Origin of the sequence: Peptoniphilus raoultii (assembly GCF_900099555.1) — a bacterium.
GTDB classification, from domain to species: domain Bacteria; phylum Bacillota; class Clostridia; order Tissierellales; family Peptoniphilaceae; genus Peptoniphilus_A; species Peptoniphilus_A raoultii.
In genome coordinates, this window is the sequence record NZ_FMWM01000002.1 from 681120 (window position 1) to 697214 (window position 16095).

19 protein-coding genes and 1 riboswitch are annotated in these 16095 nt (G+C 31.7%); of the genes, 15 read left to right on the forward strand and 4 right to left on the reverse strand.

The genetic code is table 11. The annotated features are described in order from the left end of the window. Positions 1–11: 11 nt before the first annotated feature. Positions 12–1394: a UDP-N-acetylmuramate--L-alanine ligase gene (murC, locus tag BQ4446_RS03325; RefSeq protein WP_071026625.1), complete on the reverse strand. Its 1383-nt coding sequence runs from the start codon at positions 1392–1394 to the stop codon at positions 12–14. 186 nt (positions 1395–1580) lie between these two features. On the opposite strand from murC, the gene spoVG reads away from it, so the two are divergent. The 8 genes from spoVG (at position 1581) to purD (ending at position 9226) form a co-directional block, all read left to right on the forward strand. Further along, positions 1581–1892: a septation regulator SpoVG gene (spoVG, locus tag BQ4446_RS03330; RefSeq protein WP_071026627.1), complete on the forward strand. Its 312-nt coding sequence runs from the start codon at positions 1581–1583 to the stop codon at positions 1890–1892. A gap of 371 nt (positions 1893–2263) precedes the next feature. Next, on the forward strand, positions 2264–2947 hold the full coding sequence (locus BQ4446_RS03335; protein ID WP_071026629.1) for a phosphoribosylaminoimidazolesuccinocarboxamide synthase: 684 nt from the start codon (positions 2264–2266) through the stop codon (positions 2945–2947). 120 nt (positions 2948–3067) lie between these two features. Further along, a complete protein-coding gene (gene purE, locus BQ4446_RS03340) occupies positions 3068–3544 on the forward strand; it encodes a 5-(carboxyamino)imidazole ribonucleotide mutase (RefSeq protein ID WP_071026631.1) in 477 nt (158 codons plus the stop codon). Between the two features lie 2 nt (positions 3545–3546). Further along, on the forward strand, positions 3547–4827 hold the full coding sequence (gene purF / locus BQ4446_RS03345) for an amidophosphoribosyltransferase (protein ID WP_071026633.1): 1281 nt from the start codon (positions 3547–3549) through the stop codon (positions 4825–4827). Next, positions 4828–5853 (forward strand): phosphoribosylformylglycinamidine cyclo-ligase, encoded by a 1026-nt coding sequence (gene purM, locus BQ4446_RS03350; protein WP_071026635.1) that lies wholly within the window; start codon positions 4828–4830, stop codon positions 5851–5853. After that, positions 5837–6442 (forward strand): phosphoribosylglycinamide formyltransferase, encoded by a 606-nt coding sequence (purN, locus tag BQ4446_RS03355; protein WP_071026637.1) that lies wholly within the window; start codon positions 5837–5839, stop codon positions 6440–6442. Before purM ends, purN begins: the two co-directional genes overlap by 17 nt. A gap of 2 nt (positions 6443–6444) precedes the next feature. Further along, positions 6445–7968: a bifunctional phosphoribosylaminoimidazolecarboxamide formyltransferase/IMP cyclohydrolase gene (purH, locus tag BQ4446_RS03360; RefSeq protein ID WP_071026639.1), complete on the forward strand. Its 1524-nt coding sequence runs from the start codon at positions 6445–6447 to the stop codon at positions 7966–7968. A 7-nt stretch (positions 7969–7975) separates the two neighbouring features. After that, entirely contained in the window at positions 7976–9226 is a 1251-nt protein-coding gene (gene purD / locus BQ4446_RS03365) for a phosphoribosylamine--glycine ligase (RefSeq protein WP_071026641.1), read from the forward strand. 470 nt (positions 9227–9696) lie between these two features. Here purD and BQ4446_RS03375 read toward each other — a convergent pair whose 3' ends face one another. Next, positions 9697–10179: a hypothetical protein gene (locus BQ4446_RS03375; protein WP_071026644.1), complete on the reverse strand. Its 483-nt coding sequence runs from the start codon at positions 10177–10179 to the stop codon at positions 9697–9699. 131 nt (positions 10180–10310) lie between these two features. On the opposite strand from BQ4446_RS03375, the gene BQ4446_RS03380 reads away from it, so the two are divergent. From BQ4446_RS03380 to BQ4446_RS03390, 5 genes are all read left to right on the forward strand, one after another. After that, a complete protein-coding gene (locus BQ4446_RS03380) occupies positions 10311–10994 on the forward strand; it encodes a YoaK family protein (protein WP_071026646.1) in 684 nt (227 codons plus the stop codon). A 231-nt stretch (positions 10995–11225) separates the two neighbouring features. Beyond that, on the forward strand, positions 11226–11549 hold the full coding sequence (locus BQ4446_RS08555) for a Y-family DNA polymerase (protein WP_280630409.1): 324 nt from the start codon (positions 11226–11228) through the stop codon (positions 11547–11549). 13 nt (positions 11550–11562) lie between these two features. Further along, positions 11563–11685: a hypothetical protein gene (locus BQ4446_RS08720; protein ID WP_280630403.1), complete on the forward strand. Its 123-nt coding sequence runs from the start codon at positions 11563–11565 to the stop codon at positions 11683–11685. Between the two features lie 37 nt (positions 11686–11722). Next, complete coding sequence (locus BQ4446_RS08560) at positions 11723–12247, forward strand: DinB/UmuC family translesion DNA polymerase (RefSeq protein WP_245149652.1); 525 nt, start codon at positions 11723–11725, stop codon at positions 12245–12247. A 48-nt stretch (positions 12248–12295) separates the two neighbouring features. Beyond that, a riboswitch (PreQ1 riboswitch) is annotated at positions 12296–12339 on the forward strand. A gap of 3 nt (positions 12340–12342) precedes the next feature. After that, complete coding sequence (locus BQ4446_RS03390) at positions 12343–12798, forward strand: QueT transporter family protein (protein ID WP_071026648.1); 456 nt, start codon at positions 12343–12345, stop codon at positions 12796–12798. Between the two features lie 46 nt (positions 12799–12844). Here the strand turns inward: BQ4446_RS03390 and BQ4446_RS03395 are convergent, their stop codons facing one another. Continuing rightward, on the reverse strand, positions 12845–13471 hold the full coding sequence (locus BQ4446_RS03395; RefSeq protein ID WP_071026650.1) for a helix-turn-helix domain-containing protein: 627 nt from the start codon (positions 13469–13471) through the stop codon (positions 12845–12847). A gap of 138 nt (positions 13472–13609) precedes the next feature. Between BQ4446_RS03395 and BQ4446_RS03400 the strand changes: the two genes are divergently transcribed. Both BQ4446_RS03400 and BQ4446_RS03405 read left to right on the forward strand, forming a co-directional pair. Then, entirely contained in the window at positions 13610–14038 is a 429-nt protein-coding gene (locus BQ4446_RS03400) for a flavodoxin (RefSeq protein WP_071026652.1), read from the forward strand. Continuing rightward, positions 14031–14618 (forward strand): DUF3793 family protein, encoded by a 588-nt coding sequence (locus BQ4446_RS03405; protein WP_071026653.1) that lies wholly within the window; start codon positions 14031–14033, stop codon positions 14616–14618. The genes BQ4446_RS03400 and BQ4446_RS03405 overlap by 8 nt, the downstream gene beginning before the upstream one ends. Positions 14619–14831: 213 nt before the next feature. Here the strand turns inward: BQ4446_RS03405 and BQ4446_RS03410 are convergent, their stop codons facing one another. Next, positions 14832–16052, reverse strand: coding sequence for an MFS transporter (locus BQ4446_RS03410; protein WP_071026655.1), 1221 nt, complete (start codon positions 16050–16052; stop codon positions 14832–14834). Positions 16053–16095: the final 43 nt, after the last annotated feature.

The following is a 16095-nucleotide window of genomic DNA, read 5'->3' on the forward strand; positions in this document are numbered from 1 at the left end:
TTCTATGATTATTAAAGTTTTAAAAGTCTTTCACCTATTTCATAAACATTACCCGCACCCATTGTAACCACTGTGTCTTCATCTTCAAGATTTTCCTCTAAATATTTTAAAATTTCTTCAAAAGATGACATATAAATCGCTCCTTTGTGGTGATTTTTTATGGCATTTACAAGAGTTTTAGAATGGATATCACCATAATCTTTTTCTCTTGCTGCATATATATCTGTAATTATTATTACATCACTTTCATCAAAGGATTTTGCAAATGAATCTAAAAGAAGCCTTGTCCTTGTATAGGTGTGTGGCTGAAAAACTGTTATAAGTCTTTTTTTGCAAGATTTTTTTATGGCCGCAATTGAAGATTTTATTTCTGTGGGGTGGTGGGCATAATCATCCATCACCCTTGAATTTTTATAAAGCCCCTTAAATTCAAGTCTTCTATGAACTCCCCTATATTCAAAAATTCCATCAATACATCTTTTAAAGTCAATACCGTTTAAATAAGAAGCAGCAATTGCAGCAAGGGTATTGTAAATATTATGGTAGCCTAAAATATTTAGCCTAACCTTATCAATAAATTTTCCCATATAATATAAATCATAAATAGGATAGCCAAAATCGTTAAAGGAAATATTTTTTGCCATAAAATCAGCATCATTTTCAATTCCAAAGCTAACCAACCTGCAATTTTTTATGGGAAGTAGAGACTTAGAATTTTCGTCATCCACATTTAAAATTGCAAAGTCTTCTTTCTTCAAATTATCTATAAATCCTTTAAAAGTTCTTATAATTTGGTCAATATTATCAAAATAATCTAAATGGTCTTCATCAATATTTAAAACCACGGCAGTTGTTGGGAAAAATTTTAAAATATTCGACTTATATTCGCAAGCTTCTGTTAAAAAAAAGTCGCTTTTACCGATTTTTATATTTCCATTGATATCATCTAATTGGCCACCCAGCATAATTGTGGGATCAGCATCTAAATTTTTTATAATTTCTGCAACCATAGATGTTGTTGATGTCTTGCCATGGGTTCCTGATATAGCTATGGAAATTTTATAATTTTTCATTATAGCGCCTAAAAATGAAGCCCTGTCAACTAAATCTTTTTTTAGTCTAATGGCTTCTTTTAATTCAACGTTATCCATAGAAATTGCATCTGTATATATGATAAGGTCCATATTTTCTATATGTTCTTTTTTATGCTCATAAAAAATTTTAGCACCTTTTTCTTCTAATTTATTGGTTTCAAAGGAAGGATTATTGTCGCTTCCAAATACCTTGTAGCCTTTAAAAAGCATAAGCTCAGCTAAGGCTGACATGGAAATGCCCCCAATGCCTATAAAAAAAACATTTTTATACTTATGGTCATCTATATTAAATTCAAACAAATTATTTCCTCCAGTTCTTTAAAATAATTATAACACATATGTAAAAAAATTTTAGAAGTATTTGCATATTTTAGTATAAATCCATATAATATAAGTATAGAAACGTATTATAATTTTTTTAAAATTTACGATATGTTCTGCTAGTTTATGTTATAATATGTTAAGAACTAATAGGTGGTGAATTTTATGAACATTACTGATGTCAGATTGAGAAAATTTAATAGCGAAAGTAAAATGAAGGCAATTGCTTCCGTAACTTTCGATAACGATTTTGTTGTACATGACATTAAACTAATTGAAGGTAACGAAGGTTTGTTTATTGCAATGCCAAGCAGAAAGTTACCAGGAGGAGAATTTAGGGATATTGCACATCCTATCAATTCAGAAGCAAGATCAATCATCGAAAAAGCTATATTAGAAGCTTATGAAAAGGTATCAGCTGAAGAAGCACTTAATGAAGAATCAGAAATGGCAGCAGGTATTGAAAACGAAGCATAATCAAAATTAGTTTAGGAGCCAAGTTTTATCTTGGCTTTTTTTGTTTGATTTTTTCTGGATTGTTTAAAAAAATATAAATTAAGAGAAGTCGTCAATTTAGAAACATTTTTTACCAAGTCTTTTTATTTATTAAGTTTTTTTAATTTATGTAAAATTTAAAAAAACTATTGACTTTTTATTTTTGTATTGATAACATTAAAACCACGGGAGCTCATGAAAGTGAGCGAAAGTGTACCTAGGGATCCGAGATTTTTCTAAGGACCGAGCGGTACGGATGCTTTTGCATTACACCATAGGGACAAAAGCCCAGGGGGATAGGTTTCGCTAACCTATCTCTCGGGCTTTATTTTTTTGTGAAAGGATGATTAAAAATGGAAGTTATTTACAAAGGAAAAACTAAAAATTTGTTTCAAGAAAATGGAAAGTTCTACATGCTATTTAAGGATGATATGACTGGAACAGCCGAAGGTGTATTTGACACAGGCGGAAATGGTATTGCTGGTAAAAAAGAAGGTGCAGGTCACGAATGTATTAAAGTCTCAAAATATTTCTTTGAAAGATTAAAGGAAAAGGGAATTAAGACTCACTATATTTCTGCAGATCTTGACAAAAATATTATGGAAGTTGAAGAAGCTACAGTTTTTGGCAAGGGACTTGAAGTTATTACAAGATTTGTTGCTGTAGGTTCTTTTATTAGAAGATATGGACTTTATATTGAAGAAGGAACTCCCCTTGATGGCTACACAGAAATCACCCTTAAAGATGACAAGAGAGAAGATCCTCTTATTACTAAAGAAGGCCTTGAAGTTTTAAATATTTTAAAGGAAGGCGAATATGAAAAAATTTGTGCCATGAATTTAAAAATTTCTACAATTATTAAGGATATTTTAAAGGAAAAGGGACTTGACCTTTATGATATTAAATTAGAATATGGACGTATTAAAGGCTCTGATGAAATTGTTGTTATTGATGAAATAAGTGGCGGAAATATGCGTGCTTACAAGGGAGATAAATATATTGAACCCCTTGAACTTTCTAAATATATGAATATTTAAGAAAATTTTATAGAACAGTGGAAGATTAACTTACTATAACTGATACTTTGGGGGATTTTATCTCCCAAAGCTGTCAGCTATTTTTTACTTTAATTTATTTAAAATCTTAAGGAGGAAAAATTGAAGATTTCTATAATTATGGGCTCAATTTCCGATAGGGAAATTGCTGACAAAATTGTAAAGAAAATAAGAGAATTTGACATAGACTATGATGTAAAAGTTATTTCTGCCCACAGGGCGCTTAATCTATTAGAAGATTATGTTAAAGGAGAAGAAAAGGAAACGGGCGTATTTATTGGAATAGCAGGAAAGGCTGCTCACCTTGCAGGAGTTATAGCTGGCATGACTATAAGACCTGTAATTGGCGTTCCTGTTAAGTCATCAACAATGGATGGACTTGATTCTCTTCTTTCAACAGTTCAAATGCCAAGCGGAGTTCCAGTTGCAACTGTTGCCATAAACGGAGGGGAAAATGCTGCAATTCTTGCCTGCCAAATCCTATCCTTATCTGATGAGAGTCTTCAAAAAAAATTAAGAGATATGAAGACTCAAATGGTAGAAAAAATTAAGAACACAGAATATAAATATGAAGGATAAGTATGAGCGGAATTTTTGGTGTATTTTCAAAGAAAAAAAATGTAAATGTCTTTCCCACAATTTATTCAGGACTTTTCGCCCTTCAACATAGGGGTCAAGATGCCATGGGCGTTTCCCTGCTTGAAAATGAAAAGTTAAGTGAAATTAAGGGAAGGGGTCTAATAACTGACAATATTAAAAATGATAATATTGACAGGCTTGAAGGCTATGTTGGCTTATCACACGTTCGTTATCCCTTTGCAGATGATGACAAATCACTACTACCCATGCCTTGGCTTTTTTATCCCAAAAGAAATAGGGAAAAGAATTTAATTGCCATTGATGGAAAATTTATTTCTAATTGTGATCCTGAAAAAATCTGCGAAATTTTAAATGGGAATATAGAAGAAATTAAGGAATTTATAGGGAATTTAAAGGGAGCATACGGAATTTTATACGCTAAAGAAGATAAGATGATTGCCATTCGTGACCCCTACGGAATAAAACCTCTTTGCTATGGTCATAAAGATGATGAAATTATTGTTTCTTCAGAATCCTGTGCTATTGAAGCAGTGGGAGGAAAAGTTGATCACTTTTTAAAGGCAGGAGAAATTGTTGTAATTGACCATAAAGAAATAAAAACTTATGCTTCAAAAAATTATGGTTACAATCCTTGTATTTTTGAAATGGTATACACAGCAAGACCGGATTCTGTAATAGATGGTGTTTCTGTTTATGAAGCAAGGCTAAAAATGGGAGAAATCCTTTATAAGGAACATCCTATTAAGGCTGATATTGTTGTTGGATCTCCAGACTCAGGAGTTATTGCAGCTCTTGGCTTTGCAAAGGCAAGCGGCATCCCATATGAAAGTGCAATTGTAAGAAATAAATATATTGGAAGAACCTTTATTTTGCCAACAGATGATATGAGAAAAAAGGACATTAAAATTAAACTTAATCCCATAAGAGAAATTTTAAGGGGAAAAGATGTTGTCCTTGTTGACGACTCCATTGTTAGAGGCAATACAATAAAAAGAGTAATAGAAATTTTAAAGGAATCAGGAGCCGGAAAAATTCATATAAGAATTGCATCACCACCGGTTGTTGAATCTGAATCCATGACTTTTGACGTGCCAGAAAAGAGTAAATTAATTGCATCTGGAAGAAGCGTTGAAGAAGTTAGAAAAATTATAGGCGCTGACAGCCTGGGTTATATTAGTTTAGATGGCCTTCACAAGGCTTGTGGAGATAAAGTTTATTATGAAAGATGCTTTGGAGGCAGTAATCCCTTTAAGGAGGACTAAATGATTAATTATAAAAATGCAGGAGTTGACGTTGAAAAAGGTCAAGAAGAAGTGAGACTAATAAAAAGCATTGTTGAAGAAACTCACACCACTGGCGTACTTTCTTCAATTGGTGGATTTTCTGCCCTATTTAAACCAGACTTAAAAGATATGAAGGAGCCCGTTTTAGTTTCAGGAACTGACGGAGTGGGAACAAAAGTAATGCTTGCTGCCATGATGAATAAAATTGACACAGTTGGCATTGACTGCGTTGCCATGTGCGTAAATGATATTTTATGCCAAGGTGCAAAGCCGCTTTTCTTTTTAGATTATATCGGAACTGGGAAACTTGAACCCGAAAAGATGGCAGATATTGTTAAGGGAGTTGCTGAAGGCTGCAAAATTTCTGGCTGCTCTTTAATCGGCGGCGAAACTGCAGAAATGCCTGGAGTTTATAAAAAGGAAGATTTTGACCTTGCAGGTTTTGCAGTTGGCATTGTTGATAGAGAAAAGATTATCGACAAAAGCCTTATAAGAGAAGGAGATATAATCTTTGGCCTTTCATCATCAGGCATCCATTCAAATGGCTATTCTCTTGTTAGAAAAATAATTTTTGACGCCAATAATTTTTCCCTTGATGATAAATTTAAAGGTCTTTTCGGGACTCTTGGCGAAGAACTTTTAAGGCCCACAAAAATTTATGTTAAGGAAATGCTGCCCTTAATTGAAGACGAATTAATTCATGGCATGAGTCATATTACAGGTGGAGGATTTTATGAAAATGTTCCAAGGATGATTCCTGATGGCTTATGTGCAAAAATTGATTTAAAGGAAATTAAAAGACCTGAAATTTTTTCTTATCTTCAAAAATGGGGAGATCTTGACCTAAAGGAAATGCACTCCACATTTAATATGGGAATTGGTCTTATATTTGTTGTTTCAAAGGAAGATAGGGAAAAAGTCCTTGATCATTTTAAGGATTATGACAAATTATATGAAATAGGACAAATCATAAAAGGGGACGAAAAAATTGACCTCAATTACTAATATATGCGTTTTTATATCAGGTGGAGGAACAAATCTCCAAAGTCTTATTGACGGTGAAAAAAATGGAGAATTTGCAGGAAAGATAAAACTTGTCATCTCAAATAAAAAAGATGCCTATGGTCTTGTAAGAGCTGAAAAGGCAGGCATAAAAAATATTTGGGAAAGGGACAATGGAAAAATTTTAAAAATTTTAAAAGATGAAAATATTGACCTCATAGTTTTGGCAGGATATTTAAAAATCCTGCCCCCTTCTATAATTAGAGAATATGAAAATAAGATAATTAATATCCACCCATCTTTAATCCCATCTTTTTGTGGTAAGGGTTATTATGGTCTTATTGTCCACCAAAAGGCTCTTGAAAGAGGCGTAAAAATTACGGGGGCTACAAGTCATTTTGTAAATGGAGAAACTGACGGCGGACCTATAATTTTTCAGGAAACTGTAAAAGTTTTAGAGGATGATAGTCCAGAAATTTTACAAAAAAGAGTTTTGGAAATTGAACACAAAGTTTTAGTAAAAAGTGTAAAGTATTTTTGTTTAGAAAAATTAAAGGTAGAAAATAAGAAAGTTAAAATTTTAAAGGAGTAAAAATGAGAGCTTTAATTTCAGTTTATGATAAGGAAGGAATTGTTGAATTTGCAAATAACCTTATAGGTCTTGGATGGGAAATAATCTCAACGGGAGGAAGCTATAAGACCCTTTGTCAAAATAAGGTTCCCTGCAAAGAAGTCCAAGAAATAACAGGCCAAAGAGAAATTTTTGGTGGCAGGGTAAAGACTTTACATCCCAAAATTCATGGTGGAATTTTATATAGGAGAGATGAAGAAGAGGACCAAAAAATTTTGCAAGAAGAAAAAATTTTACCCATTGATATGGTTGTAAATAATCTATATCCCTTTGAAATGTGTTTAAATGAAGGCAAAAGCCATGATGAATTAATTGAAAAAATTGACATAGGTGGCCCTGCAATGATTAGGGCAGCTGCAAAAAATTATAGGGATGTATTTATTGTTACTGATCCAAGTGACTATAATAAAATAATTGATGCCTTAAAAAATAATAAGGCAGATATAAAATTTAGAGAGGCTTTGGCAGCAAAGGCCTTTAAAATTACAAGCCACTACGATACACTGATTTCTACTTATTTTTCTTCTTTAGAAAATTCTTCATTAAATACAGATGATGAATTTCTAAAAACTATAAATCATACCTATGAACTTGAAAATATTTTAAGATATGGAGAAAATCCGCACCAGAGGGCAGCTTTTTATAGGGGAGAGGAAATAGCAGCCTATAAAAAACTCCATGGCAAGGAAATTTCCTACAACAATTTATATGATATGTTTGCAGCTGTAAAAGCCGTAAAGGAATTTGAAGTCCCAGCTGTCGTTGCCGTTAAACATACAAATCCTTGCGGAATTGGCATAGGAAAAGATGTAAAAGAAGCCTTTATAAAGGCAAGGGACTGTGATGATGAATCAATTTTTGGCGGCATTATTGCCATTAATAGAAAAGTTACAGAGGATTTGGCAAAACTTCTTTACGAAATTTTCCTTGAAATTGTTGTGGCACCTACCTTTTCAAAAGAAGCCCTTGAAATTTTAGAAGGCAAAAAAAATATAAGGCTTATTGAAATGCCTAATTTAAATGATTTTAAAATAAAATATAGTGCCAAAGAAGTTTTGAATGGAATTATCCTTCAGGAATATGATAATATTTTGTGGGATGAAAAAAATCTAAAATTTGTAAGCAAAAGAAAGCCGACAGAAGAAGAGTTAAAAGAATTAAAATTTGCCTTTGAGTGCGTAAAATATACAGCATCAAATTCTGTAGTAATTGCAAAAGACGGAGGCACTCTTGGTATAGGTCAAGGACAAACAAAAAGATCTTGGGCAGTGGAAGAAGCAATTGAAAGAGCAGGAGAAAAGATTAAGGGATCAGTCCTTGCATCTGACGGATTCTTCTTTGTTGATACAATGGAGCTTCTTTACAAGGCAGGAGTTAAAGCCATAATTCAGCCGGGTGGATCAGTTAAGGACAAAGACGTAATTGAATATGCAGATGAGCATAATATGACCCTTGTTTTTACAGGCTTAAGACATTTTAGGCACTAGGAGGAATATGAAAGTTTTAATTATAGGAAATGGAGGCAGGGAAAATGCTCTTGCTTGGAAAGTTTCCAAATCTGACAAGATAGAAAAAATTTTTATGGCTAAGGGAAATGGCGGCACAGAAGATTTTTGCACAAATATTGATATTGACCCTAAAGACCTTGACGGTCTTTTAGATTTTGCTAAAAAAGAAAAAATTGACCTAACAATTGTAGGTCCTGAAGACCCCTTATGTGCAGGAATTGTAGATAAATTTAAAGAAGAAGGCCTTAAAATTTTTGGACCTAATAAAGAATGTGCAAAGTTTGAAAAGTCCAAAGAGTTTACTAAAAAGTTTTTGGAAAAATATAATATTCCAACAGCAAAATATAAATCCTTTAAGGATTTTGAAGGAGCAAAAGAAGGCCTATCAGATTTTTCTTATCCTCTAGTTATAAAAGCTGACGGACTTTGTCTAGGCAAGGGAGTATTTATTTGTAAGGATAAAAATGAAGGAGAACAGGCCCTAGAAAAAATTTTTAAGGACAGGATTTTTGGAAGCGAAGGCGACCTTGTCGTTATGGAAGAATTTTTAGAGGGAGTTGAAAGTTCCCTTCTATGCTTTGTATCAAATAATAAATTATTTCCCCTAGAAACAGCCAAAGACCATAAGCAAATTTTTGACGGAAATAAAGGACCGAACACAGGAGGAGTTGGAACGTATTCTCCTGGTCATAAATTTTCTAAAAAAACTTATGAAGAAATGGAAAAAATTTTAAGGAAAATTGAAGAAGGCTTTAGGGCAGAAAATCTTTCCTACTACGGAATTTTATTTATAGGTTTCATGATTTCAAATGAAATGCCCAAAGTTTTGGAATTTAATGTAAGATTTGGCGATCCCGAAACGGAAGTTTTGATGCCAAGGATTAAGGGGGATTTAGTGGACATTATTGAAAAATGTCTTGACGGAAACTTAAAAAAGGATGACATAAAATGGACAGATGAAGTTTCTCTAACCACAATTTTATGTTCAGATGGATATCCTCTATCCTACCAAAAAGGAAAAGAAATTAAGGGCATAGAAAAATTAGATGAGGATATAATGCTTTTCCATAATGGAACTATAAAAAAAGATGGAAAGCTTTACACAAATGGAGGCAGAGTTTTATCCGTAACAGCCCTTGGAAAAAATTTAAGGGAAGCAAGAGAAAAAGTCTATAAAAATATTGAAAATATAGATTTTGAAAATAAATATTTTAGAAAAGATATAGGATTAATTTAAAAAAAAGAAGCTTTTAAAGCTCTTCAAAGTATAGACAAACCTATCGTATTTTGATATGTTTGTCTATTTCTGTTTTTAAAATTATTCAATTAACTTATTTATCAAATCCATATTTGATTTTTATGAATCGTCTTTATTAGTATAAGAAGCTAACTCTATTTTAACACACATAGCTCTAATGACTATAGTAAATAGCAATATAAACTCTAGTAAAACAATAACCTTATAATATTTTAGAGATAAGTAAAAAAATTCAAAAAGAAATAGCATTAAACCATATATAAACGATTTAATATATTTTTTTTTATAATCATTCTTATTTATATATTGATATAATTTTTTTTCTTTATATTTAATATACCAATAAAAACAAAGACCAATAAATACTATTTGGGATATGAAAAAAGTTGCATTTTTAAAATCAATCTCAGTAGAATTCGAAAGTAAAGAATGAAAATCCATGTTAGATGCTACTTATTATATAGTGTATGTTCAAAAGTTTTATAAAGTTCAAGTCCATACGCTCGCCTTTTATAGACTTCAAGTCTTAATTTAGTATAGCTACGGTCGGAGACATAAGTTTTTTCTCCTGTAAGTCTGTCATTTTTATATACTTTGTATTCAGTAGCGTATACTTTTAGAAGACCATCAACGTTTAGATCATAGATATAATTTCCCCAATAATTAATTTCGTTTAATACAGCTGCTGGAAGGTATACAAAACCTAACAAGCTAGATATAGTATGAACTAAGCTTCCATTAATATCGTGATCTGAGCTTACAAGTTCCATTTCACCATATTTTTCCTCTTGCCTTTCTGTTGTGTAATAGTACCTGTTATTTCTTAAAATAACTTCATTTTCTCTTTCTAATGCATAGGAATAAGAAGTGATACAAGGAATTAGCACAAGTATACTTAGAGATAAGGGGATTAATTTTTTTAAAGTTTTCATAAGAAACCTCCTTATTTATTTCAAATAGATTGTATCATTTAAAAAAAAACGTTGTCAACGAATTTTTTTAAATCTTGAATTAATTTTTTCGTTTGCTATAATTTTATTAGCTATTAGAAGGAAATGATTTTATGATACTTTATAGAGAAAAAAATATGGCTGAATCCTTTCGGCTGGCAATTTTTTTAACTTTAACGGGAGGCTTCCAAGATGCCTATTCATATTTTGCCAGGGGAGGAGTTTTTGCCAATGCCCAAACAGGAAATGTTGTTTTACTTGCAAGGGAGATTGTAAGCGGAGATTTTGAAGGCTGTATAAGATATATTGTGCCAATAATTGCTTTTTCTATTGGCGTTTTTATTGCCATAAATGTAGAAATAAGGCTTGGGGATAAGGTGAATTTTAATTGGAGGCAGATGATTTTATTAACTGAAATAATTATTGCAGCTTCCTGTGCTTTTATTCCAGAAACTTATAACAATGTTTGTAATGCCCTTTTATCTTCCTCATGTGCCATGCAAATTACTGCCTTTAAAAAAATCAAAGGTCTTTCAACAAATACTGCCATGTGTGTTGGAAATATTAGAAATGCTAGCGATCACCTTGCCAAATATTTTATTTTAAAGGATAGAAATATTTTAAAAAATTCTCTCCATTATTATACAATTGTCTTTGTATTTGCAATTGGTGCAGCTCTTGGATATGCAGCAACCTTAAAATTTGCCCTTAGGGGAATTTGGGGAGTTTTAATATTTTTAATTATTGCCTTTTTCTTATTTTTCTTTGAAGAAAAAAAGGATAAAAGGGAAGAATAAATAATTTTTCTGACTGCTTTTGTGCAGTCTTTTTTTATAGCCATCCAAAAAACAAAAGTTTATTAATAAAAATTTAGAAAAAAACAAAAGAGTAGAAAATATAATAAATTTTACTCGGCAATAAAAACAAACGTTTTTTAAATATATCTAAACAAACGTTTGATTATTTTTGGAGGCTCTATGGATATTTTACATATTGATATGAATAGTTTTTATGTATAAGCATAACTTATTGAAAGACCAGAACTTAAAGGCAAGGCTGTTGCCGTTGGTGGCGATAAAAAATTAAGGCATGGGATAATTCTTGCCAAAACACTACTTGCCAAATCTTATGGAGTAAAAACAGGCGAGGCCATTTGGCAAGCAAAGGTCAAATGCCCAGACCTTATAATTATTCCGCCCAATTATGACAAGTATTTAAGAATTTCAAATCTTGCCCAAAAGATTTATTATTCTTATACCAATCAAGTTGAGCCCTATGGGATGGACGAGTGTTTTTTAGATATTAGTGGGCAATTAAGACTTTTTGGGTCGCCAGAAAAAAATTGCCTATAATATAAAGGAGAGAATGAAATTAGAACTTAAGCTAACAGTTTCTATTGGCCTAAGTTTTAATAAGGTTTTTGCTAAGCTGGCAAGTGACATGAGAAAGCCTGATTTTGTAACGATAATAAAAAAAAGAAAATTTTAAAAGTATTGTTTGGCCCTTAAAGGTTGAGGAACTTATTATGATTGGGCCAGCAACTGCGAGAAAATTAAATAAGATTAATATAAAAGCTTTAGGCGAGCTTGCCAATTCAGACCCCCTTCTTTTAAAAAGACTTTTAGGTATAAATGGAGTAAAACTTTGGAACTGGGCAAATGGGAGAGATTATTCAAGAGTAAAGGATTATTATGAAACCATTCCCATAAAAAGTATTGGTAGGTCCATAACCCTAAGGGAAGATTTAATAAATTTTGAGGAAGTAAGATCCGTTATCCAGGAGCTTTGTCAAGATATTTCAAAAAGACTTATAGAAAATAAATATCTTGCAAGGGGTATAAATGTTGGCTATAAGGGAAATGACTTTTCCGATAACGGCTTTGATATTTTGTTATCCTATCCCACAAATTTAAGCCTTGAACAGACAATTTATAATATTAGAAAAAGATATGGGAAAGATGCCATATCCTATGCAAATTTAATGGGAGATTTAAAAATGCCAAATGATGGCAGAGAAGAAGTTATTATGCCGGTATCCTTTTGGGCTTAAAACAAATATAAAAATTGAAAAAAATAAAATTTCCTGCTAGAATATCTAATGTTATTGGTTCGCGAAATCCCAATTAAAAAAACTAAGGAGGAAGTATGAAAATTAAAGATCTTGTTAAGAACGCAATTTTAATTGCAGTTTATATTGTGGCGGTAAATATTAATCCCATAGGATTTATGGCAATTCAGTTTAGAGTTGCAGAAGCCCTTTCAGTAATACCATTTTTTAACAGAAAATTTGCTCCGGCCCTAATTATAGGAGGAGCTTTGGCAAATCTTTATTCACCCTTGGGCATGATTGATATGGTTGTTGGCGGAATGTGTGCAGTAATAGCCTATACTTTTAGCAAATTTACTTTAAACAACTATATAAACTCATTTATATTTTCATTGGCATCAGGAATTCTTGTTTCTACTGAATTATATTACACAGCAGGAACACCATATTTTTTGACAATCTTAACAGTTGGTTTCCCAACATTAATTATAACAAGTCTTTCAGTATATATAATTTCTAACACAAAACTTAAAAAAATAATTGAACAGGCATAAAAAATAACCGCTAGGAAAAATCCTAACGGTTTTTTTACGGGAATTTTCATAGGGCCTGTTTCTTATATTCATTTGGAGTTAAGCCCACATATTTTTTAAAGGTTGTAGAAAAATGAGATTGAGAAGAAAATCCACAGTCAAAGGAAATAAATTCAAAAGTCTTTTTATCTTCTTCAATTAATTCTTTAGCCTTATTTACCCTTTGCAAATTAATATATTCGCAGAATTTATAGCCCGTCTTAATTTTAAAGAGATGGCAAAGATAATTTCTGGAAATATGAAGTTTTGTTGCAACAGCTTGCAAGGTAATTTTTTTATTATAATTATTATTAATAAACTCTAGGGCACTTTCAATAAGCTCATGATCATTTTGCTTAAGGGCAGAAGAAAATTTATTGGAATAGCCAATTAAAACTTTTTCGCCAAGTTTGCAAAGTTTTGAAAAATTATTATCCCTATTTATAATCTTTTCATTAGTAAGAGCATAAGCTTCTAAATCCTTATTGTATTGCACTAAAAAATATGTGTATAAAAATATATTAAGCTTTAAAAGATAATCTCTTAAATAATCTACTGAATTTGAAAACATATCAACATTAGATTTATAAGCATCTAGGGCAATTGAAATCGAATTGGATTTTAAATTTTTGGCAATATTTATATTATTTATCATATCAAACTCCTATTTCTTCAAACATTTTTAAAATATTATTATAATTTATTGTAATTAATTAACTCTATATATATTATAATGGTTACGAGAATGATAGTCAATATCATAAAAATTAAATAATTTTAGGAGGAATGAAAAATGAGCAAAGTAAACGTAATATACTGGTCAGGAACAGGTCACACAGAGTCAATGGCAAATGCTGTTGTTAAGGGAGCGGAAGGAGCAGGTGCTGAAGTTAAATTAATTCCAGTTGGCGAAGCAACTGAAGAAGATGTAAAAGGCGTTGATAACATAGCTTTTGGTTGTCCAGCAATGGGATCTGAAGAACTAGAAGAAACTGAAATGAGACCCTTTATGGATAAAGTTAATCCATTACTTTCAGGCAAAAAAGTTTTACTATTTGGTTCTTATGAATGGGCTGACGGCGAATGGATGAGATTATGGCAAGAAGAAGTAGAAGGAACTGGAGCAAATTTAATCGCTGATGGTTTTGCTGCCTATGATGATCCAGATGAAGACGCTCTTGACGAATGTGAAGCACTAGGTAAAGAATTAGCTAATGCTTAATGATAAAAAAATATTATTAGACTTTTATAGGACTATTGAAAAATTCAATTCATTTGAATATTTCATAGCCCTTTTAAAGGCTCAATTGGCCCCAACCTCAAGCAATTTGAAGTTGGGGACAATGTTAAATTTTAAAAATGGCAAAAGACCTTTAAAAATTTATTGGCAAAATTATAAATATTATTTGAAAGACATCTTTGACCTTAGCTTTTTTGAACTTCGCAAAAGTAATGATAACATCTTAGTTTATTTTTACAACAAAAAAAGATTGGCAAAAAAATTAAGAGAAGAAAAAATCAATAAATTTTTAAAAGAACTTGGATATGAAAATTGCCAAAATACTTATGAATATTTAATCACTCTAAGGACAAATTTTAAGGATAGATGCCCTGATGAAATCGGAGTATTTTTAGGATACCCCTTAAAAGATGTTATAGACTTTAAAAATAAAGACAAAGGAGAGTGCAAGTGCATAGGATATTGGAAGTGTTTTAACAATGCAGAAAGTGCCCAAAATGCCTTTAAAAGATATGACAATGTAAAAAAAATAGAAATTGAAAAAATAGTAGCTAACGCTTAATTTATTAAAAATTATTTGTAGCTACTATTTTTTTATGTGCAGGGCCGTCTTTAGCGAATGAAATGAGCGTAAGGCTGTCCTGCTTTATATTATCTCGGGGACTGACCCTAGTGGTCTGTCCCCATAATAATAAAAATATTTAACAAAATAAAAAAATAAGTAAAACAAGAGGGACAGTCCACAAGGGACAGTCTCTGATATTAGTTTTTAATTTTATTTAATAATATTTTTCCTAAGCATATAAAATAAATAAAGGGAAATAATTTGTGCGGCTAGGACAAAAATAAATATTAAATTCATATTCCCAAAATCATAAAGGGCGCCGACAAGTGATGAGCCTATTAAAAAGGCCAGGCCGTAGATTCCGTTAAATATTCCATAGGCTGTCCCTCTTTTTGAAAAGGGTGTAATATCTGCAATGGCTGATCTTATAATTGTTTCGTGACTGCCAATAACAAGACCGAAAATTAATAGGCCAAAAATTATAAGGCTCTTATTAAAAGATAGGGTAAAAAATGGAATGATGGCCGTCACAAAGGGGATAAGTGCCATAATTAAAATTCCGCCCATCTTGTTTTTTCTTTTAATTTTTAAAATATCATAGGCCTTGCCAATTATTAAAGCCGTTATGGCATCCACAATCATGGCAAGGGAATATAAAAGGGTGATATTTCCATCTGTCATAAGTCCCTTAACCTTTAAGTGATAGGCAATTATGGAAAAATTTATAAAACCTATTGATGAGAAAAAGGAAAAAGCACAGTATATCCAAAAAACTTTTCCAATTTTATCTCTGGAAAATTTTTTGCCGTCAATTCTTTCAATTAAATTTTCATCTTTTATTTTTTTGTAGGCAAAGTATAAAAAGACCATTAAAAGTATAAAGGGGATAAATAATAGCTTATAGGCAAATTGGTAGCTTGCAAGTCCATGACCTGAAAAATAAAAGACTAGGGTAAAAATTATGGGACCTAAAAAAGCTCCAAGCTGATCAAGGGCCTCTTGGATGCCGAAGGCAAATCCAATTCCCACTTCGTGTTCAGAAACTGTTGAAAGGAGGGTGTCCTTTGATGGATTTCTAAGGGCCTTACCAATTCTTTCAAGCAGCATAAGACTTGCCAAGACTCCCCAGCTTGATGTAGTGCCCATTAGGGGAACAACAATTAAAAAGCCATATCCTATAAAAATAAAGGGCCAGTGCATATGATATATATCTGACACAAGACCTGCAAATAATCTCAAAAAATATCCCCAAAATTCACCAAGACCAAAGTAAAAACCAATGTTTGCTGCAGAAATTCCAAGTAGGGAAAAGTACTGACTATTTGCACTTCTTGCCCCTTCATAAATAACATCTCCCAAAAGAGAAATAATGCCAAATATTATTACAACTTTTACTGGTGGATTTAAAAATTTATTTTTTTCCTCTTTCATAAAAACTTCCTTTTTAAAGCTAATTAAAAATTATTTTACATAT